General features: G+C 59.7%; 25 protein-coding genes. 1 reads left to right on the forward strand and 24 read right to left on the reverse strand.

Features of this window, described 5'->3' with window-relative positions; translation table 11 throughout:
• Position 1 precedes the first annotated feature (1 nt).
• The 6 genes from G486_RS0118215 to G486_RS0118240 all read right to left on the reverse strand — a co-directional run bounded on the left by G486_RS0118215 (position 2) and on the right by G486_RS0118240 (position 5,747).
• A complete protein-coding gene (locus G486_RS0118215; protein ID WP_027016813.1) occupies positions 2–1,630 on the reverse strand; it encodes a restriction endonuclease subunit S in 1,629 nt (542 codons plus the stop codon).
• Between the two features lie 93 nt (positions 1,631–1,723).
• A complete protein-coding gene (locus G486_RS22805) occupies positions 1,724–3,139 on the reverse strand; it encodes a class I SAM-dependent DNA methyltransferase (protein ID WP_034388336.1) in 1,416 nt (471 codons plus the stop codon).
• A gap of 143 nt (positions 3,140–3,282) precedes the next feature.
• Positions 3,283–3,585 (reverse strand): helix-turn-helix domain-containing protein, encoded by a 303-nt coding sequence (locus tag G486_RS0118225; RefSeq protein ID WP_027016815.1) that lies wholly within the window; start codon positions 3,583–3,585, stop codon positions 3,283–3,285.
• Positions 3,569–3,952 (reverse strand): type II toxin-antitoxin system RelE/ParE family toxin, encoded by a 384-nt coding sequence (locus tag G486_RS0118230; RefSeq protein WP_003462995.1) that lies wholly within the window; start codon positions 3,950–3,952, stop codon positions 3,569–3,571. The genes G486_RS0118225 and G486_RS0118230 overlap by 17 nt, the downstream gene beginning before the upstream one ends.
• 137 nt (positions 3,953–4,089) lie before the next feature.
• A complete protein-coding gene (locus G486_RS0118235) occupies positions 4,090–5,289 on the reverse strand; it encodes a tyrosine-type recombinase/integrase (RefSeq protein ID WP_027016816.1) in 1,200 nt (399 codons plus the stop codon).
• Positions 5,290–5,453: 164 nt separating this feature from the next.
• Positions 5,454–5,747: a hypothetical protein gene (locus G486_RS0118240; protein WP_169728622.1), complete on the reverse strand. Its 294-nt coding sequence runs from the start codon at positions 5,745–5,747 to the stop codon at positions 5,454–5,456.
• A 573-nt stretch (positions 5,748–6,320) separates the two neighbouring features.
• Between G486_RS0118240 and G486_RS0118245 the strand changes: the two genes are divergently transcribed.
• A complete protein-coding gene (locus G486_RS0118245) occupies positions 6,321–6,755 on the forward strand; it encodes a VOC family protein (protein ID WP_027016818.1) in 435 nt (144 codons plus the stop codon).
• Between the two features lie 74 nt (positions 6,756–6,829).
• On the opposite strand, the gene G486_RS0118250 is transcribed toward G486_RS0118245, so the two are convergent.
• The 18 genes from G486_RS0118250 to G486_RS0118335 form a co-directional block, all read right to left on the reverse strand.
• A complete protein-coding gene (locus G486_RS0118250; protein WP_027016819.1) occupies positions 6,830–7,822 on the reverse strand; it encodes a branched-chain amino acid ABC transporter permease in 993 nt (330 codons plus the stop codon).
• Positions 7,823–7,837: 15 nt separating this feature from the next.
• Entirely contained in the window at positions 7,838–8,722 is an 885-nt protein-coding gene (locus G486_RS0118255; protein ID WP_027016820.1) for a branched-chain amino acid ABC transporter permease, read from the reverse strand.
• A 96-nt stretch (positions 8,723–8,818) separates the two neighbouring features.
• Positions 8,819–10,015 carry an ABC transporter substrate-binding protein gene (locus G486_RS0118260; RefSeq protein WP_027016821.1) on the reverse strand — a complete coding sequence of 399 codons (1,197 nt, stop codon included), beginning with the start codon at positions 10,013–10,015 and terminating at the stop codon, positions 8,819–8,821.
• Between the two features lie 101 nt (positions 10,016–10,116).
• Positions 10,117–10,839, reverse strand: coding sequence for an ABC transporter ATP-binding protein (locus G486_RS0118265; RefSeq protein ID WP_034388339.1), 723 nt, complete (start codon positions 10,837–10,839; stop codon positions 10,117–10,119).
• A gap of 169 nt (positions 10,840–11,008) precedes the next feature.
• Entirely contained in the window at positions 11,009–11,779 is a 771-nt protein-coding gene (locus tag G486_RS0118270; protein WP_027016823.1) for an ABC transporter ATP-binding protein, read from the reverse strand.
• A gap of 633 nt (positions 11,780–12,412) precedes the next feature.
• Positions 12,413–12,916 carry a DUF1178 family protein gene (locus G486_RS0118275; protein WP_027016824.1) on the reverse strand — a complete coding sequence of 168 codons (504 nt, stop codon included), beginning with the start codon at positions 12,914–12,916 and terminating at the stop codon, positions 12,413–12,415.
• A gap of 43 nt (positions 12,917–12,959) precedes the next feature.
• Complete coding sequence (locus G486_RS0118280; protein ID WP_027016825.1) at positions 12,960–13,265, reverse strand: DUF2818 family protein; 306 nt, start codon at positions 13,263–13,265, stop codon at positions 12,960–12,962.
• Positions 13,266–13,328: 63 nt separating this feature from the next.
• Positions 13,329–14,831: an NADH-quinone oxidoreductase subunit NuoN gene (gene nuoN / locus G486_RS0118285; RefSeq protein WP_027016826.1), complete on the reverse strand. Its 1,503-nt coding sequence runs from the start codon at positions 14,829–14,831 to the stop codon at positions 13,329–13,331.
• 24 nt (positions 14,832–14,855) lie between these two features.
• Complete coding sequence (locus G486_RS0118290) at positions 14,856–16,331, reverse strand: NADH-quinone oxidoreductase subunit M (protein WP_027016827.1); 1,476 nt, start codon at positions 16,329–16,331, stop codon at positions 14,856–14,858.
• Between the two features lie 16 nt (positions 16,332–16,347).
• Positions 16,348–18,372, reverse strand: coding sequence for an NADH-quinone oxidoreductase subunit L (nuoL, locus tag G486_RS0118295; RefSeq protein ID WP_027016828.1), 2,025 nt, complete (start codon positions 18,370–18,372; stop codon positions 16,348–16,350).
• Positions 18,373–18,401: 29 nt separating this feature from the next.
• Positions 18,402–18,710 (reverse strand): NADH-quinone oxidoreductase subunit NuoK, encoded by a 309-nt coding sequence (gene nuoK / locus G486_RS0118300; protein ID WP_027016829.1) that lies wholly within the window; start codon positions 18,708–18,710, stop codon positions 18,402–18,404.
• Positions 18,707–19,375, reverse strand: coding sequence for an NADH-quinone oxidoreductase subunit J (locus G486_RS0118305; protein ID WP_027016830.1), 669 nt, complete (start codon positions 19,373–19,375; stop codon positions 18,707–18,709). Before G486_RS0118305 ends, nuoK begins: the two co-directional genes overlap by 4 nt.
• A 36-nt stretch (positions 19,376–19,411) precedes the next feature.
• On the reverse strand, positions 19,412–19,921 hold the full coding sequence (nuoI, locus tag G486_RS24455; protein WP_027016831.1) for an NADH-quinone oxidoreductase subunit NuoI: 510 nt from the start codon (positions 19,919–19,921) through the stop codon (positions 19,412–19,414).
• Between the two features lie 12 nt (positions 19,922–19,933).
• Positions 19,934–21,016: an NADH-quinone oxidoreductase subunit NuoH gene (nuoH, locus tag G486_RS0118315; protein WP_027016832.1), complete on the reverse strand. Its 1,083-nt coding sequence runs from the start codon at positions 21,014–21,016 to the stop codon at positions 19,934–19,936.
• Positions 21,013–23,136 (reverse strand): NADH-quinone oxidoreductase subunit NuoG, encoded by a 2,124-nt coding sequence (nuoG, locus tag G486_RS0118320; protein ID WP_027016833.1) that lies wholly within the window; start codon positions 23,134–23,136, stop codon positions 21,013–21,015. The genes nuoH and nuoG overlap by 4 nt, the downstream gene beginning before the upstream one ends.
• Positions 23,137–23,151: 15 nt before the next feature.
• Complete coding sequence (gene nuoF, locus G486_RS0118325) at positions 23,152–24,510, reverse strand: NADH-quinone oxidoreductase subunit NuoF (RefSeq protein ID WP_027016834.1); 1,359 nt, start codon at positions 24,508–24,510, stop codon at positions 23,152–23,154.
• Entirely contained in the window at positions 24,507–25,001 is a 495-nt protein-coding gene (gene nuoE / locus G486_RS0118330) for an NADH-quinone oxidoreductase subunit NuoE (protein WP_027016835.1), read from the reverse strand. Before nuoE ends, nuoF begins: the two co-directional genes overlap by 4 nt.
• Complete coding sequence (locus tag G486_RS0118335; RefSeq protein WP_027016836.1) at positions 24,998–26,251, reverse strand: NADH-quinone oxidoreductase subunit D; 1,254 nt, start codon at positions 26,249–26,251, stop codon at positions 24,998–25,000. The genes nuoE and G486_RS0118335 overlap by 4 nt, the downstream gene beginning before the upstream one ends.
• Position 26,252 lies beyond the last annotated feature (1 nt).

Below are 26,252 nucleotides of genomic sequence, written 5' to 3' on the forward strand. Positions count from 1 at the left end.
CTTACACCGCCTTCAAACGGATGCGGTCGTAAATTTTACGTCCCTGATCGTCATTGACGGCCTCCGTCTCCAGCTTTCCGGCCAAATCCAAATCTCGCAATTCCGAATACAATCGCTCAATCTCTTCGGTAGACGCTCCGTCGCCGATTCCACAGCGCTGAAATACGTCTTGCGCAGAAAGCCAATTCTTCGCCTCTGTTAAAACCTGCTCAAGTGTTCTTTCTATCGCCATGAGTTTCTCCCGTGTCTGCCCCTGGTAGATCTGCTTTCGACTTTGAATTTTTCTGGGTTGTGCCACAAATTCTGCTTTGACACGCTCTAGCAAAGCCGACGCTGGTTCGTCACCTGCGTTTTGAGGAATCAGTTGTCCTTCAAAAGCTTTGGAGAGGAGTGCAGTGTCGAGCTTTTCCAGCAACTGAGAAGCACCACCGTGACTGGCAGCGACCCGATCTAACCACATAAAAGTGCGTTCTATCCGACGAACAATCTCTACCGCTTCCTCAAAAGGAGGAACCGGCAGTGGCAGAGCCGCCACCTTTCTTTTACTGATCGAAGCTAAATTTGTCGTCTGAGTACCTTCATCAAAAAAATATTGTTGACCACGCTCGTTAGAAAAATGAGAGACAAATTCTGGCGGCAAGGTCGCCGGTTTCATACGGATACGGAAAACGTGATTTTGGTGAATACATTCGTCAACTTCACCATTCCAGACCCACCCCCGCCCCAACTTATCACGATCGCCCCCTTCGTTCATGAGCACGTCACCCTGTGCTAATAAAAGACGGGCTTTCTCTTCCGGGGTGACGAAAATCGTCTTGATCTCGTCAAGATTCAACCATCCCCTTTGAACATTGGCCACACGAAGATACGACACCTCAACTAGTTCTTCCTGTCCGCTTCTACGTTTCCCAACTTGGATTCCGCTTTGAATTTCACTGATATCGCCCAATCTTTGTATCGTCCACCCTTCGGGAAGACCAGAAGTAGCATCAGAATTACTGCCGCGAAGATCGGCTGTCAATTTTCCCGAGAAAGCTAATTCAAGCACTGCGGACTTATATGCCGCTAGTAGAGAAGGAATCTTCTTTAATTCGCTACGAGCACGCGCACTACGGGAAATCAAATTATCTATCTTAGCGACGATACGCTCTTGTTCTTGGAGAGGGGGCAGCAATAAGGGGTGGCTCCTTAAATAATCTGCCGGAACTCTTTGCTGACCAACTGCGCCAGACATTACTTTTCGCGCGTTATCCCGAAAGCTCTGTTGGCGGATGAAATACCAAAGAAATTTCGGAAGAACCGCCCCTTTGCTTCGAAAGACGTGAAATTCCGTAGAGCCGAAACCTATCCCATTAGTAAGATTGGCAGCAACGGCAGCCTTTCCATTCTCCATGGAAGGCGTAATCTTCGCGAAGATCACATCATTTTCGACAAACTGAGTGAACCCCTTATTAACTTGTCTAAGGGGGCGCCCCATCGGAGTGGCGATCGTCCCAGTTATTTCGCTAACAGCCGCCATAGGAACAAATGTTACGAACTCATCTGGCGAAAGATCGACTGATTTGCGTGGGTTAACTTCCGCCACATCTGCAATATTAACGCTCACCCATCCCTGAGGAAGCTTACTCATATGTGGCCTCCTCGAAAACTGCATTCACCTCCAGCCCGCGGCCGTCTAAATAGGCAATTCCCTGAGTCACTGCCGAAACCAAGTTCGCGGCGATCATTTGTCAGTCTCCGAGCTCTCAGCCAACTCGTCGGCAACCGCCTCTATCTCGCTCAGCGCGGCGCGTAGATGAAGTAGAATTGCCGCAGAAATGTCATCTGGTTCTGTAAGTCCATCTTCAGGATCTGCCTCCGTTTCAGAAAGCCATGAGATATTCAAATTATCGAATTTCTCGGCAATTTCTTCTCGACTAAAGCAGCGCCAGCGCCCCCCTTTACCTTGATCTTTACGTAATTTCATTGCCTCAAGATCAACGCCATATACGGCCTCGAATGGGGAGAAGTCCGCAGCCTGCAGGGGTCTTTTCTTTCCATATCTTGGGGCGTCATGGCGCATATCGTAAATCCATACGGCCCGAGTATTCCCAGTATTCTTTCGGCCACGGGTAAAGAAAAGAACATTCGTCTTCACGCCTGGACTATAGAATATCCCGGATGGCAATCTCAAAATCGTATGAAGATCGCAACGATTCATCAGATCTTGTCGAATTTTTCTTCCCACTCCGTCTTCGAATAAAGCGTTATCAGGGAGTACAACTGCTGCGCGACCACCTGGCTTAAGCCCTAAATATATATGCTGGAGAAAAGCGAGCTGCTTGTTGGTCGTGGCGTAAGCGATATCATCTCGTTGCTTTCTAGCGCTCCCAGCCTTTGATCCAAAAGGCGGATTTGCAAGAATGACGTCTGCGGGGGAAAGATCTTCTGCATCTTTTGTTAGTGCATCACCAAGAATCAGATGAGACTCAAGTCGATGGAGGAACGCATTCATGAGGCAGATGCGATACGTCCCTTTCTCAATTTCCACACCCTCATATCGTGGAGGATTACTCTTGTACTTCTTCTCACTCACTTGAGAACGCACATAGTGATCTGCTGAGATCAAGAAACCTCCGGTGCCGGTGGCCGGATCCTGTATCACTTCCCCCAATCGTGGCTGGAGTAGCTTAATCATACAATCCACCAGGGGGCGCGGCGTAAAATACTGACCCGCACCGGATCGTGCATCCTGAGAGTTCTTCGCAAGCAGCCCTTCGTAAATACCCCCCATGCCATCAAATGTTATTGAATGCCAGTCAAGCTTTGCGATTCCATCAATAACCGCCTTGAGGTTTTCTGAATGCGAGAATACGGTTGTCGGGAAGGCATAAATTTTGCGCACTGCTTCGCTTGAAGCATGCGCGCCTAGGTATGTAAGCATTTCCCGATAAAAATCTAGAAGATTATCACCCTTATAAGCGACAAGATCGCTCCATCGTCTCCCATCTGGAATGAGATTCTCCGTCTTATTTTCCTCTGCAATTTTAAGAAAAAGAAGATAAGTCAGTTCCGAAATGTATTCGTGGTAGCTAACACCATCACCTCGAAGGACATGACAAAGGTCCCATATTTTTTGTACGATACTTTCAGAATTCATAAATCCGACCTGGTAACTTTATGGCTTAAGACAGCCTGAATATATTTGAAAATTTGCTCTTGGCCGTCTTGCTTCCCCTGCCGACGCCATTGCTGCTCGATCAAGTTAACTTGTAGCCAACCCACCTCAAAATTGACTAGCCATCAGATGATGGCCTGCAAGCCCTTGTCTGCAATTAAGTTGAGCAGCTTGAGCGCCGGGCCGGCCGGGCGAGTCTCGCCTTGCTCCCACTTGCGCACGGTCGATGCCGTGGTATGCAGGTGCAGCGCGAACACCGGCTGACTGAACTTCAAGCCTTCGCGCAGGCGCTTAATGTCGGCCGCGTCGAACTCCCGCACCGGCGGCGGGCAAATCGCGTCAAACTCGCGCATCGTCACCTTGCCGATGGCTCCTGCCTCGTGGAGCGCCGCCAGGTCGCCGCGCAGCGATTCAATGATCTTGCTCACAATGCACCTCCATTAACACGCCAACCTGCAATGCTTTCGACAGGGCTTCCGCAGTCAGTTCCAGAAACACCTTGCCGGCGAATTGCAGCGCCTTCTTCTCATCCTGCGTGACGTTCGCCTTGTCGCTCTTGGGGAACCCATGTAGGAACACATAGCGGCTGCCAATCCTGGCCGACAGCAGCGTGCGGTAGCCGCCGCTCTTCCCACCACCGGGACGGGCCACCCGCTTCTTGTAGAGGAAGCCGCCCAAGTCCGCATCAATCAGACCGCTTTCCATCTCCTGAACCGCCTTGCACAATGCAGCATCGGGCAGCTTCTCGCCCGCCTGCCACCGTGCAAAGTCCTTGCGCTTGAGGATGCTCTTCACATCGACCTCCAAACTATACCCGTAACGGGCATATCTTTCAATCCCTTGCCGTACCACCACGAGAGGAACGGTACGCTCGATTGTTGTGACAGCGACACGACAATCGGGACAGGCAAGGCTGGGGTACCGGCCGCCGCTCATACCGTAGCTTCCGCAGGGCACGATGCGCCCGTAATCGCCAGCCGCCGACTCGCTACCAGTTCGGCGGCATCCCGTACAGGCTTGTCCTCGGTATGAACATAGTGCATAAACATCGCCACGGTCTTGTGACCTGTGAGCTTCATGCCCACCTTGGTTGGCACGCCCGAGTTGGCAATATCAGTGGTCGCCCGGTGGCGAATGCCGTGCGTGCCAACGTGCGGCACACCAGCGGCCTTGAGCACGCGCGTCCAGCCGCCGTAGTGTTCACCGTGGGTCATGTGCCGAGTCGGATCGTTGGGCGAAGGTAGGACGTAGGGGCAGCCTTCCCGGCGCGGCGCTGTGGACAGCAGCCGATAGGCTTCCTCGCTCATGGGCTTGGAGATGCCGCCGGTCTTGCTGTCAGGCCAGACGACGCGGCGCTTCTCCAGATCAATCCAATCCCACTCCAGCGGGCAGATTTCGGAGCGGCGGGCGGCGAACTCGAACTGCAGGCGGATCGCCAGCGGGATGACGTAGTTCTCCAGTCCTTCCGCCTCCAGGTGCTCCAGGTGGCGGAAGATCCGCACCAGTTCATCGTCCACGATGAGCCGGGTTTCCTTACCGGGCGGGTACATCGGAACGTGGCGGCACGGGTTCGTGCCGTCGGGGCGCAGCCCCCACACTTCGGCCAGGTTGAACATCTTGCGCAGCACGCCAAAGGTACGGTTGGCCTCGGCCTGCTTGTAGGCCAGCTTCTTCATCAGCGCGGCCACGTCTGGGCGCTTCACGTCCTGCACCTTCATCCGGCCCATGATCGGGATGATGCAGCGGTCAATCACGCCCTGATAGCCGCGCTGCGTGCTGGGCTTGTTGCGCTGCTTTGAGTAGTCCTCCATGAAGGTGTGGCAAAACTCCTTCATGGTCGGTGCCTTGCGGGCGGCATTCTTGGCCGCACTGGGGTCGCCACCCTTGCGCACCTCGGCCAGCCACTCCTGCGCCATCGTGCGTGCCTGATCGACCGTCAGTTCCCCGTACTGGCCCAGGGCGGGCTTACGGCGCTCGCCGGCATTCGTGCGGTACTGGAGCATGAACACCTTGCGACCTGCCGGGGTGATCTTGCACAGGAAGCCGGGCACCACGGTATCCCGCAGTTCGATGGCCTTGTCTTGAGGTTGCGCCGCATCGACTGCGGACTTGGTGAGCTTGATCTTCGCCATGATGACTCCTCGGAAAGCCCGGTTTCCAAGAGCCGCATGGGAGCCACGCGAGGGAAAGCCGGGTCAAGTTTCGGAAAGCACCGGCATATGTTGAACCCGCCTAAGTGATTGATAAACCTGCTGTATCGAGCCTTGGCGTAGTCCAGCGAAATGCCGAGCTAGAGTCATCGTGAAACAAAAAAACGGTGCTGAAAGGCGTGGACTTCCTCGTCCGGGGAAAAATCGGTCTCGCCATACAGCCAGGTGTGCAGGCGTGATGCCTTTGGGTGGCTGTCTTCGCTGGCCACGTCGTGAAACGACATCCGCGCATGCATGCGCAAGTCCATGGGCCGCATGCTGCCGCTGGAGCCGTAAGGCAGCACCCATTTGCGCAGTTCCAGCTCACCGGTCAAAGCCCTGCGGATCTTCATGACACAGGCTTGAAATGCTTTCAACAGTCGGGTCATACGTTCTGCCATGGCTTTCCTCCCGTTGGTATCGGTCGTGGAGCCTGGATCTGGAGTCCAGTCCAGCGCCCTGGGCTGTTGCGCCCTGCTGGCAAAAGATCTTTGCTTCAATGCCCAAAGTCCTAGCCCTGCCGGCACTCAAGGCTCCGGTGAGCGAGCCTTCGATGCCGGGGCAGGCAGGCCCGAGGAAGGCATGCTCTTTTACGAGTCAACCGGAGATCAGGCCCTTGCTGCCCAGATAGGTGCATGCCTTCGCACCAGGCACCATCTTCGGACAATATCCTCTGGATATCGACCATGAACAAGGCCTCATGAGCTCCCCAGGCAGGCGGCCGGCTTTGTTCTTGCAAGGATTTGCGCGAGGAAGCGACCACACACATAAGGCAAGCGCCCCCTGTCTCTGACAGTTACTTCGAATACGTCTGATGGGACCTCGGGTGAATGGTCCACCCAAACCGGCCAGCGTCGTAAACCCCGGAAACTTCGTTCACAAAAAACATCCATTGCTGTTTTCATCACAGGCGTACTGAGCGCAGACATAACAAAATGCAAAGCCATCATGCGCAGACGCAACCAAGGAGCAGCATGCAGATTCAGCCTTATTTGTTTTTTGACGGCCGCTGTGAAGAGGCCTTGCAGTTTTATGGCGCCGCGCTGGGTGCGCAGGTCACGGCCTGCCTGCGCTTCAAGGATGCGCCCGCCGACCCTGAGCCCGAGGCCGGTGGCTGCGGCCCTGCACCGGATCCCGAAAAAATCATGCACGCCAACCTGCAGATTGGCGAGACACAGATCATGGCCAGCGACGGCATGGCCGCAGGACGGCCGGAGTTCAAGGGAATTTCGCTGAGCATTAGTGCCAGCAGCGATGCCGAGGCAGAGCGCATTTTCGATGCCCTGGCCGCAGGCGGCGAAATCCGGATGCCCCTGGGTCCGACATTTTTTGCCACATGCTTCGGCCTTGTGACCGACCGGTTCGGCGTGAGCTGGATGGTCATCATGCCCCGCCCCGAGATCGGCTAGGACAGAAACGGCCGGCGTCTGATACGCGGGCCGTTTTCATCACGCCGAACCGGCCCCCAGCGAGGATGCCGGGTCTATCTTCTCTTTCCCAGCCAGGTGATCAGCTCGCCCATGATGCCCCGGCGAAAGGCAAGAACCACGACCACGAAGATCAGCCCGGTGACGATGGTCACGGACTCGCCCAGCGAGGAGAACCACTCCACGCCCGTGAGCCCGACCAGGAAGTGGCCGAATTCGCCTATCTTGTTTTCCAGCATCACGACCACGGCCGATCCCAGTATGGGTCCGGACAGCGTGCCCATGCCGCCGACCAGGGTCATGAGAATCACCTGGCCCGAAGCCGTCCAGTGCACATCGGACAAGGTCGCGAAGCCCAGAACCACGGTCTTGAGCGAGCCTGCAAGGCCTGCAAGCGCCGCCGAGATCACGAACACCAGCAGCTTGAAGCGCGCCACGTCATAGCCCAGGGAGATGGCGCGCGGCTCGTTTTCCTTGATGGCCTTGAGCACCTGGCCGAAGGGCGAATGAATGGTGCGCACGATGAGCGCGAATGCAGCCACGACGACGACCAGGGTCAGGTAGTACATGTGGATGTCGCTGGACAGATCGAACAGGCCGAACAGCTTGCCGCGCGGCACGCCCTGCAAGCCATCTTCTCCGCCCGTGAACGGAGCCTGCAGGCAGACGAAGAACAGCATCTGCGCCAGCGCCAGCGTGATCATGGAGAAATAAATGCCCTGGCGGCGTATGGCCAGCCAGCCGAAGATCAGCCCCAGAAAGGCGCCGCTGGCCGTGCCGACGAGCAGGCCCAGCTCCGGGGTCATGCCCCAGCTCTTGATCGCATGGCCCGTGACATAGGCCGCGCCACCGAGAAAGGCCGCATGGCCGAAGGACAGCAGGCCCGTATAGCCGAGCAGCAGATTGAAGGCACAGGCGAAGAGTGCAAAGCACATGAGCTTCATCACGAAGACCGGATAGGCCCCGAGCAGCGGTGCAGCCACCAGACCGCAAAGCAGCAGGCCATAACCCCAGGGCGCCATACGCCGAACCAGATTCTTGGATTTCATGTGATCGGCCCCTTGCTATTTCTCTTTGCCGAAGAGTCCGGCGGGGCGAATGAGAAGAACGATGACCATGATGAAGAACACCACGGTGGAAGAGGCCTCGGGCCAGAAGACCTTGGTCAGGCCCTCGATCACCCCCAGACCCAGACCCGTGAGGATGGAGCCCATGATGGAGCCCATGCCCCCGATCACGACCACCGCAAAGACCACGATGATGAGGTTTTGCCCCATGAGCGGAGTCACCTGGTAGACCGGCGCCGCGAGCACGCCTGCAAATGCGGCCAGGCCGGCGCCGAAGGCATAGGTCAGCGTGATCATCACGGGCACATTGACGCCGAAGGCCTCGACCAGGCGCGGGTTTTCCGTGCCCGCGCGCAGATAGGCACCGATGCGGGTCTTCTCGATCATGAACCAGGTCGCCAGGCAGACCACGATGGAGGCCACGACCACCCAGGCGCGGTAGTTGGGCAGGATCATGAAGCCCAGATCGGTTGCACCCTCGAGCAGCTCGGGCGTGTCATAGCCCAGGCCCGAGACGCCGTAAAGCGAGCGGAACACCCCTTCGATGAGCAGCGACAGTCCCAGGGTCAGCAGCAAGCCATAGAGATGGTCGAGCTTGTAGAGCCACTGCAGCAGCAGCCGCTCTATGAGCACGCCCAGAGCCCCCACGATCAGCGGCGAGACCAGCAGCATCACCCAGTAGTTGACCTCGAAGTAGTTCATGGCCATCCAGGTGATCATGGCACCGAGCATGAACAAGGCGCCATGGGCAAAGTTGATCACGTTGAGCAGGCCGAAGATCACGGCCAGGCCCAGACTCAAGATCGCATAGAACGAGCCGTTGACCAGGCCCAGCAAAAGCTGGCTCATCAGGCCTGGCAATGAAACACCGAAAATTTCCATGGGCGACACGCAATGGGTGAAAGAGGGAGCTTCAGGCGTGCGGCTCTTGCTCGCAGCCGGCCTCTTGCAAGGCTGCGGCTGCAGGGCTTGAGCGGCTTATTTCCAGAGCGCGCACTTGGTCTCGGCCTTGGTGGTCCAGACCTGGTCGGCCGGCAAGGTGGTCAGCACCTTCAGATAGTCCCAGGGCCTCTTGGACTCTGCGGGCTTCTTGACCTCGACCAGGTACATGTCATGGGCGAAGGTGCCGTCGGGGCGGATCACGCCCTTGCCGTAGAAGTCGTTGATGGGCTGGCTCTTGAGCTGGGCCATGACCTTGTCGGCATCCGTGGTCTTGACGGCCTCCACGGCCTTCAGATAGTTCATCACCGCCGAGTAGTCGGCGGCCTGCACGTCGGTGGGCATGCGCTTGGTCTTGGCAAAGAAGCGCTCGGCAAACTTGCGCGTGGCATCGTTCTGGTCCCAGTACCAGCTGGTGGTGAACAGCATGCCTTCGGTGTTCTTGAGTCCCAGGCTGTGCACATCGGTGATGAAGACCAGCAGGCCCACGGTCTTCATGCTCTTGTTGATGCCGAACTCCTTGGCGGCCTTGATGGCATTGATGGTGTCGCCGCCCGCATTGGCCATACCCAGGATCTGGGCCTTGGAGCTTTGGGCCTGCAGCAAAAAGGAAGAGAAGTCCGAGGCGTTGAGCGGGTGCTTGACCCCGCTCACCACCTTGCCGCCCTTGGCCTTGACCACGGCCGAGGTGTCGGCCTCCAGCGCATGGCCGAACGCATAGTCGGCCGTGAGGAAGAACCAGTTCTTGCCGCCGCGATCGACCACCGCCGAGCCCGTGCCCTTGGCCAGGGCCACGGTGTCGTAGGCGTAGTGCACGGTATAGGGCGAGCACTGCTCGTTGGTCAGGGCCGAGGAGCCTGCTCCGCTGTTGATGTGCACGCGCTTTTTCTCATCGGCCACCTTGGCCACGGCCAGGGCCGTGCCCGAGTTCGTGCCGCTGAATACCAGGGAGATGTTTTGCGTGTCTATCCATTCGCGCATCTTGGAGGCCGCGATATCCGCCTTGTTCTGGTGGTCGGCACTGAGCAGTTCGATCGGCTGGCCCAGCGCCTTGCCGCCAAAGTCGTCGATCGCCATCTGCATGGCGATGACGGCATTCTTGCCTTCCACGTCCGCATAGAGGCTGGACATGTCGGTCACAAAGCCGATCTTCACCTTGTCCTGGGCCTGTGCCAGAGGACTGGCAAGGCCGGCGGCGGCAAGCATGCACGATACGACGCTCAGTTTGGCTTTCATTGCTCTCTCTCCTTGGTTTGATTCGGCTTGTCTCGCAGGGCCGTTGCATGGTCCCGGCAGGCGCGCCCCAGATGCCTGCCAGATGGATGGATTCCCAGCCCTCAGACGCCCAGCAGTTCATTGAGCACGGGCATTTTTTCCTGCAGCTCGGCTGCGGCAAAGCGCTCGACCACGCTGCCGTGTTCGACCACATAGAAACGGTCGGCCAGCGGCGCCGCAAAGCGAAAGTTCTGCTCCACCATGACCACGGTGTAGCCCTTTTCGCGCAGCATGGTGATCATGCGCGCCAGGGCCTGGACGATGACCGGCGCCAGGCCTTCGGAAATTTCGTCGAGCAGCAGCAGGCGTGCACCCGTGCGCAGAATCCGCGCCACGGCCAGCATCTGCTGCTCGCCGCCCGACAGGCGCGTGCCCTGGCTGTGGCGTCGCTCGGCCAGGTTGGGGAACATGGCGTAGATCTCCTCCACGCTCATGCCGCTCATGCCGGTCTTGAGCGGCGGCGGCAGCATGAGGTTTTCCTCGCAGGACAGGCTGGAGAAGATGCCGCGCTCCTCGGGACAATAGCCCACGCCCAGATGGGCGATGCGGTGCGTTGGCAGACCGATCGCCTCTACGCCATTGATCCGGATCGAGCCCTTGCGTGCGCCCGTCAACCCCATGATGGCGCGCAGCGTAGAGGTGCGGCCCGCGCCGTTGCGGCCCAGCAGCGTGACCACCTCGCCGGGCTGAACGATCAGGTCCATGCCGTGCAGCACATGGGATTCGCCATACCAGGCCTTCAACTGCTTGATCTCCAGCGCCGGCGTATTCGTCTTGCTATTCACTCTTTGTCCCTTCACTGCACCGCCCAACCATCTACAGCCGGGTTTTGTTCCTGGGCACGGCGTACACCACAGGCACGCTCCAAGTCAGAGGCATCGAGCAAGGGCCGCCCCGCAGCGAGGATGCCGTCCCCCTGGGGGGAAGACGCGCAGCGGCTCAGGGGGAGTGCCATCAATGCGCCCCCTGGAGTTGGCCATCCGCCGTGCCCATATAGGCCTCCATCACCTGGCGGTTGCGCGAGACCTCCTCGTAGGGCCCCTCAGCCAGCACGGCTCCGCGCTGCAGCACCGTGATGCAGTCGGCAATCGAGGCAATGACCTTCATGTTGTGCTCCACCATCAAAATGGTGCGCCCTGCGGAGACCTTCTTGATGAGTTCGGTCACGCGGTCCACGTCCTCGTGGCCCATGCCCTGGGTGGGCTCGTCGAGCAGCATGAGCTCGGGCTCCATGGCCAGCGTGGTCGCGATCTCCAGCGCGCGCTTGCGGCCATAGGGCAGATTCACCGTGACCTCGTCGGCCAGGTCCTGCAATCCCACTTCGGCCAGCAGCTCCATGGCGCGGGCGTCGAGCTGGCTCAGGCTTTTCTCGCTGCGCCAAAAATGAAAGGCCGTGCCCAGCTTGCGCTGCAGGCCTATGCGCACGTTCTCCAGCAAGGTGCAATGCGGAAACACCGCCGAGATCTGGAACGAGCGGATCACGCCACGGCGCGCAATCTGTGCGGGCTCTTCATGGGTGATGTCCGTGCCGTTGAAGCGGATGCTGCCCGAGGTCGGCACCAGAAACTTGGTCAGCAGATTGAAGCAGGTGGTCTTGCCCGCGCCATTCGGCCCGATCAATGCATGAATCGCACCACGGCGCACCGATAAATCCACCTGGCTGACGGCCGTAAATCCCTTGAACTCTTTGGTAAGGCTTCTGGTTTCGAGAATGATGTCGCTCATGTGTACCTTTACGGCTTCGTAAATGCCTGTACGCCATTCATTCTTTTGGGAGAAAGGTATTGGCAGCAAAAACAGTAAGCAATAGTAGGCACCTCGAGTTTGTGCACTGCAGCGGGAAAACGCCTATGTAACACTGCCTAAGCAGAAATCCCCAAGCATCGAAAACCCGGCCAGCAAACCCATGAACGCAAGCAAATGCTCGCACCAGCGCTGGCGTGGACAAGAAGTCCTGGATTCATCCCCGGAATCGGCCATGCATGCCAATTCAAATTCAGGCACATGCACGACAGAAGATGTAGAAGCGACCCGGGTTTTTTCGACGGGCAGGATCAGCCACAGCGACCCAAGGGGAATACCCAGCTGCGATTCAGCGCACGATTACCAGACAAGCCGCATCGGGCATTGGGCAAATGGCGCCTGAACATGTTTGAATCTGCAGCCGAAAAATATTGGAAATAATCAAAACCATAGCTGCTAGCGCTTGGTATATATTGATTTCAAATAGATTTAATAGAAAATTTGAGCAGGGACAAGCGCAAGCTGCTCCTGTTTTTGCATAAACAAAGCCCTGCCGCCCAAACCTGTCATAAGTGCTGCCGCTGCGCGCTTGCGGTCTGCACTGGAGGGCTGCGCTTATTGCAGGGTTTCGGAGCTGCTTTCCGGCAGGGCCAGGGGCATGACCGCAATTCCTTCATCGAGCAGCTCCATGGCCTGTTCGGCCGTGGCCTGGCCTCGGATGGAGCGCTCATCGATCTCGCCATAATGCATGCGGCGGGCTTCCTCGGCAAAGCGCTCGCCCACATCTTCACTCTGCCTGGCCACCTCGCGCGACCAGCGCAGCCACGATGCCTGCAGGGCCTGCAGACGTTCGCGGGACTGGGCGGGCAAAGCCTCGATCTCGGCCTTGGCTGGCCCCTGGCCGGCCGGGGCCGAGGCTGACGCCTGCGGAGCCGGACCAGGCTCGGGCCTGGCGCCGAGGTTCAGGCGCGGCGCACTCAGACGCTTGGTGATGCTGGTGTCGCCGCAGACCGGACATTGCACCAGAGAACGCGACAGCTGGCTCTGGAAGTCGTCTTCCGAAGCAAACCAGCCCTCGAACACATGTTGCTGCAGGCAGTGAAGGTCTAGCACTTTCATGTCAGGCCCCCTTTGCCGTCAGATTTGCAAGCGCCCGCAGATCTCAGGCACGGCGCTGCACAAGATAACGGCCAACAAACCCCGGAAAGGCCAGGGTCAGGAACAAACAGGCCGTTACCGCATAGAACTCCCAGCCCTGGGGAGCAATCTGGCCCATGCGGCGCTCGAGCAGCAAAGCCAGACTGCCGACGGCAAGATACAGCAGCAGCATCTCCAACAGCCGCAGGCCCAGGGATTTGCGCCCGGCAATCTTCGGCCCCAGCAGCAGATAGCGCTGGCTCATAAAAGGCCAATTGGCTGCCACAAGGGCAGCCAGAATCACAAGCCAGATGGAAGCAGTTTGGGACATGGGTCTCGCATTGTGCCAGGGATGGGTGCAAGCACCCTTTCCCCGGTTAATTCGCGAATGCCGTCAGGAGGCCAGGGCGCGAACCATGGCATCCGTGCACAGGGCCATCAGGCCGCCGGGCAGAATGCCCAGGCCCAGAACCAGGGCGCCGTTGAGGGTCAGCACCACGCGCACGTCCATGGAAGCGGAAACGCTGGTGGCCGTGATCGGCTTGTCAAAATACATGACCTTGACCACGCGCAGATAGTAGAAGGCGCCGATCAGCGACATGATGACCGCGAACACCGCCAGTCCGATGTGCACGCTCTGGCCCGAAACCAGCAGGGCCTGCAGTACCGACAGCTTGGCATAAAAGCCCACCAGCGGAGGAATGCCGGCCATGGAGAACAGGCAGATCGCCATCACGCCCGCATACAGGGGGCTGCGCTGGTTCAGGCCCGCGAAGTCCGTGATCTCCTCGCTCTCGAAGCCTTCACGGGCCAGCAACTGGATCACGCCGAAGGCCGCCAGGGCCGTGAGCACATAGGTGATCACGTAGAACATGGCTGCGCTGTAGGCGTTCTCCACCGTGGGGGAGACGGCCTTGTTGTCGATCACGCCCGACATCAGACCCAGCAGCACAAAGCCCATCTGCGAGATCGTCGAATAGGCAAGCATGCGCTTGATGTTGGTCTGTTGCAGACCGGCCAGGTTGCCGATCAGCAGCGAGCCCACGGCGAGCACGGCCAGCATTTGCTGCCAGTCCACGGCCAGGGGCAGCAGACCATCGACCAGCAGGCGGATCACGATGGCAAAGGCCGCGAGCTTGGGCGCGCCACCGATCAGGGCCGTGATGGCCGTGGGAGCGCCCTGGTAGACGTCGGGCACCCACATGTGGAAAGGCACGACACCCAGCTTGAAGGCCAGGCCGGCCACGATGAACACTAGGCCGAAGATCAGGGGCTGTACCCGCAGCTGACCACCATGCGCCGAATCAATGGCCTTGAACACCTGGCCGATGTCCAGCGAGCCGGTGGCGCCATACAGCATGGACATGCCGTAGAGCAGGAAGCCGCTGGCCATGGCGCCGAGCACAAAATACTTCATCGCGGCCTCGACCGAGGCTTCGTGATCGCGGCGCAGTGCCACCAGCGCGTAGCTGGACAGCGTGAGCAGCTCCAGGCCCAGATAGATGACCAGGAAGTTGTTGCCCGAGATCATGATGAACATGCCCAGGAGCGAGAGCAGCGACAGCGTGAACAGCTCGCCGCCGCGCAGCATGTCGCGCGTGGCCGCATAGGGCCGGCCATAGACCAGGGTCACCATCATGGCCACGGTCGCAAAGCACTTGAGCCAGTTGCCCATGGAGTCGGAGACCACCATGTTGCCCCAGCCATAGAAGGTATTGCCGCTGGCCGCATACATGCCTTGCAGCACGGCCACCACGGCCAGGGTGAGCATCGTCAGAACATAGGTGGCCGTACGGCGCGTGCTGGTCACGCCCAGGTCCACCAGGGCGATCACGCAGGCCATGACCAGGAGCAAAATCTCCGGGTAGACCGCCAGCCAGCTGGAGTTGTCAATCATCTCGAATCTCTCGTTTCAGTCTGGTCACTGCAGCTTGGTCGTAGCCACATGCTTGAGCAGTTCGGCCACCGACACATTCATCACATCGGTGAAGGGCTTGGGATAGACACCCATGTACAGCACGGCCACGGCCAGCACGCCCATCACCAGGAACTCACGGCAGCTCAGGTCCTGGAGGCCACGTACGTTGTCGTTGGTGACCGGGCCCAGATACACGCGCTTGTACATCCACAAGGTGTAGGAAGCACCGAAGATCAGGGCCGTGGCAGCACCCACACCCACCCAGAAGTTGTATTCCACGGCGCCCAGGATGACCATCCACTCGCCGACAAAACCGGCCGTCGCAGGCAGGCCGCAGTTGGCCATGGAGAACAGCAGGGCAAAGGCCGCGAACTTGGGCATGGTGTTGACCACCCCGCCGTAGGCCGCGATGTCACGCGAATGCACGCGGTCGTAGAGCACGCCAATGCCCAGGAACATGGCGCCGGAGACGAAGCCGTGGGCAATCATCTGCACCAGGCCGCCAGCCATGCCCATTTCATTGAACATGAAAAAGCCCAGGGTCACAAAGCCCATGTGCGCCACCGACGAATAAGCCACCAGCTTCTTCATGTCCGTCTGCACCAGAGCCACCACGCCCACATAGATCACGGCGATCAGAGACAGCGTGATCATGAGCCAGGACCACTCATGGGCTGCATCGGGAGCGATGGGCAGCGAAAAGCGCAGGAAACCGTAGGCCCCGAGCTTGAGCATGATGGCAGCCAGCACGGCCGAGCCGCCGGTAGGCGCTTCCACGTGCACGTCGGGCAACCAGGTATGCACCGGGAACATGGGCACCTTGACCGCGAAGGCGGCGAAGAACGCAAAGAAGATCAGGGTCTGCTCTTTCGCGCTCAGCGGCAGCTGATGCCAGGTCAGGATGTCGAAACTGCCGCCCGACTGGTTGTAGAGGTAGATCACAGCCACCAGGGTCAGAAGCGAGCCCAGCAGCGTGTACAGAAAGAACTTGAAGGCCGCATAGATGCGGTTAGGACCTCCCCAGATACCAATGATCAGGTACATGGGGATCAGCGTGGCCTCGAAGAACACGTAGAACAGCAGGCCGTCCAGGGCGCTGAACACGCCCACCATCAGGCCCGACAGGATCAGGAACGCCCCCATGTACTGGTTGACGCGCTCGGTGATCGACTCCCAGGAGGCGATGACCACGATGACGGTGATGAAGGCCGTCAGCGGCACGAACCAGAACGAGAGGCCGTCCAGGCCCAGATGGTAGTGAATGCTGAAGCGCTCGATCCAGAGCGCCTTCTCCACGAACTGCATCTGCGCAGTCGAGGTGTCGAAGCCCGCGATCAGCGGCAAGGTCACGACCAGGCCTGCGAGCGAGGCTGCCAGTGCCAGCCAGCGCACGGCCTTGGCCTGATCCTCGCGGCTCAGCAGCAGCAGCAAAGCGCCACAGATGATTGGCACCCAGATTGAAAGACTCAACCAACCCATTTTTGTTCTTCCCCTACTACTTGTTGAGCCACACGAAGTAAGTCATGAGGGCGAAGATGCCCAGCAGCATGACCAACGCGTAGTGATAGAGATAGCCCGTCTGCAGGCCGCGCACCCACTGGCCGAGACGGCCCATGAGCTTCCACGAGCCATTGACCAGGCCGCCGTCGATGATGGCTTGATCGCCAACCTTCCAGAACACGGTGCCGAACGCACGTGCGCCACGCGCAAAGACGTTCTCGTACACCCAGTCCACGCCGTACTTGCCTTCCAGCACCTGGTACAGGCCGATCTTCTTGGAAAAGCTCATGATGGCAGCAGGAATCTCGGGCTTGACCATGTAGAACACATAGGACACCACCACACCCGCCAGGGCCAGCCAGAACGGCGCAGCGCTGAAGCCGTGCAGGGCCATGGGCAGCCAGCCGTGGATCTGCTCGGCCAGCTCGGCCATGGCGCCATGCTTGGCCCCATCCACGTAGATCACGTTCTTGAAGAAGTCGCCGAACAGCATGGGCATGAGGGCGATGGCTCCGATGAACACCGAAGGAATGGCCAGCAGCATCAGCGGACCGGTCACGACCAGCGGCGACTCATGGGGCTTGGCATCGTGGCCATGGCCGTGGTCGTCATGGCCGTGGTGGGCATCGGGATTCTGGTCGTAGCGCTCCTTGCCGTGAAAGACGATGAAGTACAGACGGAAGGAGTAGAAGGCCGTGATGAACACGCCGGCCAGCACGGCAAAGTGGGCAAAGCCGGCGCCGGGCAGGTTGGATGCGTGCACCGCTTCGATGATCGCGTCCTTGGAGTAAAAGCCCGAGAAGAAAGGCGTACCGATCAGGGCCAGGTTGCCCAGCAGGAAGGTGAGCCAGGTAATGGGCATGTACTTGCGCACGCCACCCATCCAGCGGATGTCCTGGTTGTGGTGCATGCCCATGATCACCGAGCCCGCACCGAGGAACAGCAAGGCCTTGAAGAAGGCGTGGGTCATCAGGTGGAACACCGATACCGAGTAGGCCGACACGCCCAGGGCCACGGTCATGTAGCCGAGCTGGGACAGCGTGGAGTAGGCAATCACGCGCTTGATGTCGTTCTGGATGATGCCCAGAATGCCCATGAACAAGGCCGTGATGGCGCCGATCACGAGGATGAAGTTCAGCGCGGTGTCCGACAGCTCATACAGCGGCGACATGCGCGAGACCATGAAGATGCCCGCCGTCACCATGGTGGCCGCGTGGATCAGCGCCGAGATGGGCGTGGGGCCTTCCATGGAATCGGGCAGCCACGCGTGCAGCGGAAACTGGGCCGACTTGCCCATGGCGCCGATGAACAGGCAGATGCCGATCACGGTCACCAGCAGCCAGCCCGTGCCGGGCAGCAGCGTGCTCTGGATCTCGGGCAGCTTGGCAAAAATCTCTGCGTAGTTGAAGGTGCCTGTGTAGGCAGCAATCAGGCCGATGCCCAGGATGAAGCCGAAGTCACCCACACGGTTGACCAGAAAGGCCTTCATGTTCGCGAAGATGGCCGATGGCTTGTTGAAGTAAAAGCCGATCAGCAGATAGGACACCAGGCCCACGGCTTCCCAGCCGAAGAACAGCTGCAGCAGGTTGTTGCTCATCACGAGCATCAACATGGAGAAGGTGAACAGCGAAATATACGAGAAGAAGCGGTTGTAGCCGTCGTCTTCCTGCATGTAGCCGATGGTGTAGATGTGCACCATCAGCGACACAAAGGTCACCACGCACATCATCATGGCCGTGATGGAGTCGATCAGAAAACCGATCTCCATCTTCACGCCACCGATCTCCATCCAGGTGTAGATGGTCTCGTCAAAGCGTGCGCCGTCGAAGACCACGCTGTTGAAGACCATGGCCGACAGGATGAAGGCAGCGAGCACGCCCAGGATGGTGAGCGAATGGCTGCCGCCGCGGCCGATCTTGTTGCCGCCGAAGGCGGTGCCCCAGATACCCGCAAGCGCGGAGCCCGCCAGCGGTGCCAGCGGCACCGCCAGGAGCATGGATGCTGAAAGGGTTTGACTCATTCTTGAGAACCTTGCAAGTAACGGCGGACTCAACCCTTGAGGGTGTTGAGATCTTCCGCATTGATGCTGGTCTTGTTACGGAACAACAGCACCAAGATGGCCAGACCGATAGCTGCCTCAGCGGCTGCCACTGTGAGGATGAAGAACACGAACACCTGGCCGTGCATGTCATCCAGATAGCTGGAGAACGCCACGAAGTTCGTGTTCACGGCCAAGAGCATGAGCTCGATGGCCATGAGCAGCACGATGAGGTTCTTGCGGTTCAGAAAAATGCCCACGACGGCCATGGCGAAAAGCATGGCGCCCAGCGTCAGAAAATGGCCCAAAGTCAACGTCATGCTTTTGTCTCCTCGTCAGATGGGGCCACGCCTGCGGGTACCTGTGCTGCCGGCGTAGGTTGCACCTTGACCATCTGCAGACGGTCGGCGGCACGTACACGCACCTGCTCTGCAGGGTTGATGGCCTTGCTGTCCTTGCGCTTGCGCAGCGTCAGGGCAATTGCGGCAATCATGGCCACCAGCAGGATCACGGCGGCGATCTCAACGGGGTACAGGTATTCGGTATAGAGCAGCTTGCCCAGGGCCTGGGTGTTCGAGTACTGCACGACCTGGCCGGCGGCGTTCACCGTGGCGGTCACGGTCTTGGCCTCTTCCACACCGCTGAAGCCGCTCATCAGCACCACGCCCATTTCGAAGGCGATCAGCGCGCCGATCAGCGCCGCGAACGGGAAATGCTTCCAGAAGCCCTGACGCACGGCGTCGATGCGTATGTCCAGCATCATCACGACGAACAGGAACAGCACCATGACGGCCCCCAGATAGACCAGGATCAGCGTGATACCCAGGAACTCGGCCTTGAGCAGCAGCCAGATGCCGGCCGCCTGCGAGAAGGCCAGGATGAGGTTGAGCACGGCATGCACGGGGTTGCGCGCCGTAATCACCCGGAAGGCTGCGAACAGCAGCACGACCGAGAACAAATAAAAGAAACCAGTTTTGGCGTCCATGGATCGATTCTTTTCTCAAGTGATCAAGGAGCCGCTTCAGCGGTACTTGGCATCCGCCGCCTTGTTGGCAGCGATCTCGGTTTCGTAGCGATCACCGACGGCCAGCAACATGTCCTTGGTGAAGTACAGGTCGCCGCGCTTTTCTCCGTGGTATTCGAAGATATGCGTCTCTACGATGGAGTCCACGGGGCAGCTTTCTTCGCAGAACCCGCAGAAAATGCATTTGGTCAGATCGATGTCGTAGCGCGTGGTGCGGCGCGAGCCGTCGTCACGCACATCGGACTCGATGGTGATGGCCATGGCCGGGCACACGGCTTCGCATAGCTTGCAGGCAATGCAGCGCTCTTCGCCATTGTCGTAACGGCGCAGTGCGTGCAGGCCGCGGAAACGGGGCGACAGAGGGGTTTTTTCCTCTGGAAATTGCACCGTGACCTTGCGACGGAAGGTGTAGCGGCCCGTAAGGGCCATGCCCTTGGCCAGTTCCCAGAGCATGAAGCTCTTGAGGAAGTCTTTGATCGAAAAAGGAGTAGCAGCAACCGCAGACATTCTTGCTCCGCTTTAGTTCCAGATGTTCCAAGGCGAATGCATCCAGGCACCCACGATGACCAAGTACACCAGGGTCACAGGAATGAAAATCTTCCAGCCCAGACGCATGATCTGGTCGTAACGGAAGCGCGGGAAGGTGGCGCGAATCCAGATGAACATGGACACCACCAGGAAGGTCTTGATCGCGAGCCAGATCCAGCCAGGAATGAAGGACAGGAACTCGAACGGAGGCAGCCAGCCGCCCAGGAACATGACCACGGCCAGGATCGACACCAGCCACATGCTCGCGTATTCAGCCAGGAAGAAGACCGCAAAGCCCATGCCCGAGTACTCGACCATGTGGCCGGCCACGATTTCGGCTTCGCCTTCGACCACGTCGAAGGGGTGGCGGTTGGTCTCGGCCACGGCCGAAATCAGATAGACCACGAAGATCGGCAGCAGGGGCAGCCAGTTCCAGGAGAACAGGGTTCCCGCGAACACTCCGCCAAACGCCACGCCCTGGGCCTGACCCAGAACGATTTGCGTGAGGTTCATGCTGCCAGAGACCATGATCACGACCAGGAAGCAAAAGCCCAGCGCAATTTCATAGCTGACCATCTGGGCCGAGGCCCGCAGCGCGCCCAGGAAGGCGTACTTGGAGTTCGAGGCCCAACCCGCAATGATCACGCCATAGACTTCGATCGAAGTGATCGCCATCACCAGCAGCAGACCGGCATTCACATTGGTCAGTGCGACCTCGGGTCCGAAGGGAATCACCACCCAGGCCGCAAGAGCGGGCATGATGGCCATGACCGGGCCCACGTAGAACAAGCCCTTGGCTGCGGCCGTGGGCTGGATCAGCTCCTTGGTCAGCAGCTTCAGGCCGTCGGCCAGAGGCTGGAGCAGACCAAAGGGGCCCACGCGATTGGGGCCCATGCGCACCTGCATGAAGCCCAGCAGCTTGCGCTCCCACAGCGTGAGATAGGCCACGGCGCCCATGAGCGGCGCCACGATGGCGACAATGCCCAGCAGGATCCAGATGACGGGCCAGGCCACATCGGTCCACCAGGAAGCGGCGACAAGGCCGGCACCAGCGGTCTTGAGTGCGTCTATCATGCCGCACCTCCCTCATTCGCCAGACGGGCATCGGCCGTCAATTGCAACGACGTCGCGCGGCGCACGATGCCGTCAAGCTGATAAATACGGGCCACCACAGGCTCGCTCAGGTTTTGCGCGCTTGCAATGCTGTCCACCGCAGGCGCAGCATTGCCGAGCTTGCCCGCAGGCACGCGGGTCGCACCGCCGGTCGCGGCAGCCAGCACCTCTTGCGAGGTCTCGTAGTCCACGCCCTTGACGCCCAGCAGATTGCTGAGCACGCGCAGCACTTTCCAGGCGGGACGGGCCTCGCCCAGCGGTTTGACCACCGCATGGAAGCTTTGCAGCAGACCTTCGGCATTCACGAAGCTGCCCGAAGTCTCGGTGAACGGAGCAATCGGCAGCAGCACATCGCTGAACGCCATGTTCGCCTTGAACGGGCTCAGCGTCACCACCATCTCGGCCTTGGCCAGAGCTGCGGCGGCAGCCTTGCCGGCTGCGCTGTCGAATTCGGGCTCGTTGTTCAGCAGGATCGCGGCCTTGAGGCCGCCGGCCAGCATCTGGCCTGCGTTCTGTCCCGTGACATCGGGCTGGACGCCAACCCACTGGGCGCCTACGGTGTTCGCAGCCTCGGTCAGGTAACCAACGCTTGCACCCGTCTGCCCACCAATCCAGTTGGCCAGCGACAGCAGCACGCTGGCCTGTCCATGGTGAGCAGCGGCATTGCCGAGCAGGATGGCCTTGCGATCACCGCGCAGCAGCGCCTGGGCAATGGCCTGGGCTTCCGCATGTACATTGGCCGCAGCCACGGGCGCCTCAACACCCTTTTCCTGGGCCACGGCAGCAGCCACATCGGCCAGGGCCTGGGCCCAGTCGGCAGAGGCGACGACCGAAGCCATGACGGGCATGGCCCAGTCGCGCACGCCTTCGTTGATCGCCAGGACCGAACAGCCCTGGCGAGCCGCCTGACGTATGCGCTGTGCAAACAGCGGATGGTCCTTGCGCAGGTTGGAGCCCAGCACCAGAACCGATTGCAGCTTGGACAGCTCGGCGATGGGCAGGCCCAGCCATTGCACGCCTTGCGTGGCCGAAAAATCCGCACGGCGCAGACGGTGATCTATGTTTTCGCTTCCCAGACCACGCACCAGCTTGCCCGCGAGATACAGCTCTTCCAGCGTGCTGTGCGGGCTGACCAGGGCACCGATGGCATTGGCGCCATGCTCGGACTTGATCTGCTGCAGACCATTGGCCACGTACTCCAGGGCCGTCTGCCAGTCGACTTCCTTCCACTCGCCACCCTGCTTGAGCATGGGGCGGGTCAGGCGCTCTTCGCTGTTCAGCGCTTCATAGGAGAAGCGGTCGCGGTCGGCAATCCAGCATTCGTTGACGGCTTCGTTCTCGAAGGGTACGACGCGCATCACGCGGTGGTTCTTGACCTGCACGATCAGATTGGCACCGGTGGAGTCGTGGGGCGAGACCGACTTGCGGCGCGACAGCTCCCAGGTACGGGCGCTGTAGCGGAAGGGCTTGCTGGTCAGCGCGCCCACGGGGCAGATGTCGATCATGTTGCCCGAGAGCTCGGAGTCCACGGTATCACCCACGACAGTGGTGATCTCGGAGTGCTCGCCTCGGTTGATCATGCCCAGCTCCATGACGCCGGCCACTTCCTGACCAAAGCGCACGCAGCGGGTGCAATGGATGCAGCGGCTCATCTCCTCCATGGAGATCAGTGGGCCCACATCCTTGTGGAAGACCACGCGCTTTTCTTCCTCGTAACGCGAGCTGCTGCTGCCATAGCCCACGGCCAGATCCTGCAACTGGCACTCGCCACCCTGGTCGCAGATCGGGCAGTCCAGCGGGTGATTGATGAGCAAGAACTCCATCACCGATTGCTGGGCCTTGATGGCCTTTTCGCTCTTGGTGCGCACGATCATGCCCTGCGTCACCGGGGTGGCGCAGGCTGGCATGGGTTTGGGAGCCTTTTCCACATCCACCAGGCACATGCGGCAGTTGGCGGCTATGGAAAGCTTTTTGTGGTAGCAAAAGTGCGGGATATAGGTGCCGGCCTTCTCGGCTGCATGCATGACCATGCAGCCCTCGGCGACCTCCACCTTTTTTCCGTCCAGTTCAATTTCAACCATATGCTTGTCTCGCGATCAGGCGGCCGAGGCCGTCTGCTTGGAAGCGTTCTGGATCTTCGCTTCAAACTCGTGGCGGAAGTGCTTGATCATGGCGCGCACCGGCATGGCTGCGGCATCGCCCAAAGCGCAGATCGTGCGGCCCATGATGTTCACGGACACGGAGTCCAGCAACTCGATGTCTTCCGGACGGCCTTCGCCGTGCTGGATACGGTTCACCACGCGCCACAGCCAGCCTGTGCCTTCGCGGCAGGGTGTGCACTGCCCGCAGGATTCGTGCTGGTAGAAGTAGGACAGGCGCAGCAGGCTCTCGACCATGTCGCGCGAGTCGTCCATCACGATCACCGCGCCCGAGCCCAGCATGGAGCCGGCCTTGGCGATGGAGTCGTAGTCCATCGTGCATTCCATGATGATGTCGGCCGGCAGCACGGGCGAGGACGAACCACCGGGAATCACGGCCTTGAGCTTGCGGCCGGTGCGCACACCACCCGCGAGCTCCAGCAGTTTGGAGAACGGCGTGCCCATGGGCACTTCGTAGTTGCCGGGGAGATTGACGTCACCGCTGACCGAGAAGATCTTGGTGCCGCCGTTGTTGGGCTTGCCGCATTCCAGGTAGGCCTGGCCGCCGTTGCGGATGATCCAGGGAACGGCCGCAAAGGTTTCGGTATTGTTGATGGTCGTGGGCTTGCCATACAGACCAAAGCTGGCCGGGAATGGCGGCTTGAAGCGGGGTTGGCCCTTCTTGCCTTCCAGCGATTCCAGCAGCGCGGTTTCCTCGCCGCAGATATAGGCGCCAAAGCCGTGATGGGCATGCAGCTGGAAGCTGAAGTCGCTACCCATGATGCTGTCGCCCAGATAGCCGGCGGCACGCGCCTCTTCCAGCGCCACCTCGAAGCGCTCATAGACTTCGAAAATTTCGCCGTGGATGTAGTTGTAGCCCAGCGTGATGCCCATGGCATAGGCAGCAATGGCCATGCCTTCGATCACGATGTGCGGGTTGTGCATGAGGATCTCGCGATCCTTGCAGGTGCCGGGCTCACCCTCGTCCGAGTTGCACACCAGGTGCTTCTGGCCAGGGAAGGTGCGGGGCATGAAGCTCCACTTGAGGCCCGTGGGAAAGCCGGCGCCACCGCGACCGCGCAGACCCGACTCCTTGACTGCGGCAATGACCTGATCCTGGCTCAGGCCTTCGCCACCGTCCTTGCCCAGGATCTTGCGCAGAGCGGCATAACCGCCACGGGCTTCATAGTCCTTGATGGACCAGTTGCTGCCGTTCAGATCGGCATAGATCTGGGGCTCGATATGACGATCGTGGAAGCAGGTTTCCTTGCCCGAGGAGGCAAACCTGGCCAATACGGAATTCGCTGCGGCGTTCATTCTTGCTTGCCCTCCGCAGCCTTCAGTCCTTCGAGCAGCTCGTCCAGCTTTTCGTTGCTCATGAAGCTGCACATGTGACGGTCGTTGACCAGCATCACGGGGGAGTCTGCGCAGGAGCCCAGGCACTCGGTCTGCTGCAGCGTGAACAGGCCGTCGGCCGTGGTCTCGCCCATCTTGATGCCCAGTCTGGCCTCCAGGTGATGCAAGGCCTTGTAGCCATCGCGCAGCTGGCAGGGCAGGTTCGTGCAAACGCCCAGCTTGTACTTGCCAACGGGGCGCTGGTTGTACATGTTGTAGAAAGTCGTGACCTCATGCACGGCGATCTCGGCCATGCCCAGGTATTCCGCAATCACGGCTTCGCTCTCGGGACTGACCCAGCCCTGCTCCTGCTGGACTATGGACAGACAGGCCATGACAGCCGATTGCTTCTGGTCGGCCGGGTACTTGGCCACCTCGCGCGCAAAGCGCTCCTTGGTCGCTTCGGTAATCATCGGTCAACATCTCCAAACACGATGTCCAGGGTGGACAGCACCATCACGGCATCAGCCAGCATGTGGCCACGGCACATCTCGTCCATGGCGGACAAATGGGCAAATCCTGGTGGACGAATCTTGAGGCGGTATGGCTTGTTCGCCCCGTCGCTGATCAGGTAGATGCCGAACTCGCCCTTGGGGTGCTCGACAGCCGCATAGGCTTCGCCTTCGGGAACCTTGAAGCCTTCGGTGAAGAGCTTGAAGTGGTGGATCAGCTCTTCCATGTTGGCCTTCATGCCTTCACGGCTCGGCGGAGCCACCTTGTGGTTGTCGGTAATCACCGGGCCGGGGTTGGCACGCAGCCAGTCCACGCACTGCTTGACGATGCGGTTCGATTCACGCATCTCGGCCACGCGCACCAGATAACGGTCGTAGCAATCGCCGGTCTTGCCCACGGGAATGTCGAAATCCATGCGCTCATAGACTTCGTAAGGCTGGGACTTTCGCAGATCCCATGCCACGCCCGAGCCACGCAACATGGGGCCAGTCAGCCCCAGATTGAGCGCTCGCTCGGCATCGACCACGCCAATGCCCACGTTGCGCTGCTTCCAGATACGGTTGTCAGTGAGCAGGGTCTCGTACTCGTCCGCGCACTTGGGGAAGCGCTGGGTGAAGTCGTCGATGAAGTCCAGCAACGATCCATGACGGTTGCGGTTCATGAGCTCCAGCGAGCGTGCATTGCGCACCTTGCTGGCCTTGTACTGGGGCATGGTGTCCGGCAGGTCGCGATATACGCCACCCGGACGGAAGTAGGCCGCGTGCATGCGGGCACCCGAGACGGCCTCGTACATGTCCATGAGGTCTTCACGCTCGCGGAAGGTGTAGATCAGCGAGGTCGAGCTGCCTGCATCGTTGCCGCTGGAGCCCAGCCACATCAGGTGATTCATGATGCGCGTGATCTCCGAATACATCACGCGGATGTACTGGGCACGAATCGGCACCTCCAGGCCCAGCAGCTTTTCGATAGCCAGGCAATAGGCGTGCTCGTTGCACATCATGGACACATAGTCCAGCCGGTCCATGTAAGGCAGCGACTGGATGTAGGTCTTGCTTTCCGCCAGCTTTTCCGTAGCGCGGTGCAGCAGGCCGATATGCGGGTCTGCACGCTGCACCACTTCACCGTCGAGCTCCAGCACCAAGCGCAGCACACCGTGCGCTGCAGGGTGCTGCGGACCAAAGTTCAGGGAATAGTTCTTGATTTCAGCCATG

The organism is Comamonas composti DSM 21721, assembly GCF_000429845.1.
Classification (GTDB): domain Bacteria; phylum Pseudomonadota; class Gammaproteobacteria; order Burkholderiales; family Burkholderiaceae_C; genus Comamonas; species Comamonas composti.

Bases quoted from the DNA above. Each gene is read 5' to 3' on its own strand.
- G486_RS0118305 (WP_027016830.1), bottom strand. From the start codon at position 19,375: ATGGACGCCAAAACTGGTTTCTTTTATTTGTTCTCGGTCGTGCTGCTG.
- G486_RS0118215 (WP_027016813.1), bottom strand. From the start codon at position 1,630: ATGAGTAAGCTTCCTCAGGGATGGGTGAGCGTTAATATTGCAGATGTG.
- G486_RS0118260 (WP_027016821.1), bottom strand. From the start codon at position 10,015: ATGAAAGCCAAACTGAGCGTCGTATCGTGCATGCTTGCCGCCGCCGGC.
- nuoL (WP_027016828.1), bottom strand. From the start codon at position 18,372: ATGAGTCAAACCCTTTCAGCATCCATGCTCCTGGCGGTGCCGCTGGCA.
- G486_RS0118255 (WP_027016820.1), bottom strand. From the start codon at position 8,722: ATGGAAATTTTCGGTGTTTCATTGCCAGGCCTGATGAGCCAGCTTTTG.
- G486_RS0118275 (WP_027016824.1), bottom strand. From the start codon at position 12,916: ATGAAAGTGCTAGACCTTCACTGCCTGCAGCAACATGTGTTCGAGGGC.
- nuoG (WP_027016833.1), bottom strand. From the start codon at position 23,136: ATGGTTGAAATTGAACTGGACGGAAAAAAGGTGGAGGTCGCCGAGGGC.
- nuoI (WP_027016831.1), bottom strand. From the start codon at position 19,921: ATGTCTGCGGTTGCTGCTACTCCTTTTTCGATCAAAGACTTCCTCAAG.
- G486_RS0118235 (WP_027016816.1), bottom strand. From the start codon at position 5,289: ATGGCGAAGATCAAGCTCACCAAGTCCGCAGTCGATGCGGCGCAACCT.
- nuoF (WP_027016834.1), bottom strand. From the start codon at position 24,510: ATGAACGCCGCAGCGAATTCCGTATTGGCCAGGTTTGCCTCCTCGGGC.
- G486_RS0118250 (WP_027016819.1), bottom strand. From the start codon at position 7,822: ATGAAATCCAAGAATCTGGTTCGGCGTATGGCGCCCTGGGGTTATGGC.
- G486_RS22805 (WP_034388336.1), bottom strand. From the start codon at position 3,139: ATGAATTCTGAAAGTATCGTACAAAAAATATGGGACCTTTGTCATGTC.
- G486_RS0118290 (WP_027016827.1), bottom strand. From the start codon at position 16,331: ATGGGTTGGTTGAGTCTTTCAATCTGGGTGCCAATCATCTGTGGCGCT.
- G486_RS0118280 (WP_027016825.1), bottom strand. From the start codon at position 13,265: ATGTCCCAAACTGCTTCCATCTGGCTTGTGATTCTGGCTGCCCTTGTG.
- nuoK (WP_027016829.1), bottom strand. From the start codon at position 18,710: ATGACGTTGACTTTGGGCCATTTTCTGACGCTGGGCGCCATGCTTTTC.
- G486_RS0118335 (WP_027016836.1), bottom strand. From the start codon at position 26,251: ATGGCTGAAATCAAGAACTATTCCCTGAACTTTGGTCCGCAGCACCCT.
- nuoE (WP_027016835.1), bottom strand. From the start codon at position 25,001: ATGATTACCGAAGCGACCAAGGAGCGCTTTGCGCGCGAGGTGGCCAAG.
- G486_RS0118270 (WP_027016823.1), bottom strand. From the start codon at position 11,779: ATGAGCGACATCATTCTCGAAACCAGAAGCCTTACCAAAGAGTTCAAG.
- nuoN (WP_027016826.1), bottom strand. From the start codon at position 14,831: ATGATTGACAACTCCAGCTGGCTGGCGGTCTACCCGGAGATTTTGCTC.
- nuoH (WP_027016832.1), bottom strand. From the start codon at position 21,016: ATGATAGACGCACTCAAGACCGCTGGTGCCGGCCTTGTCGCCGCTTCC.
- G486_RS0118245 (WP_027016818.1), top strand. From the start codon at position 6,321: ATGCAGATTCAGCCTTATTTGTTTTTTGACGGCCGCTGTGAAGAGGCC.
- G486_RS0118240 (WP_169728622.1), bottom strand. From the start codon at position 5,747: ATGGCAGAACGTATGACCCGACTGTTGAAAGCATTTCAAGCCTGTGTC.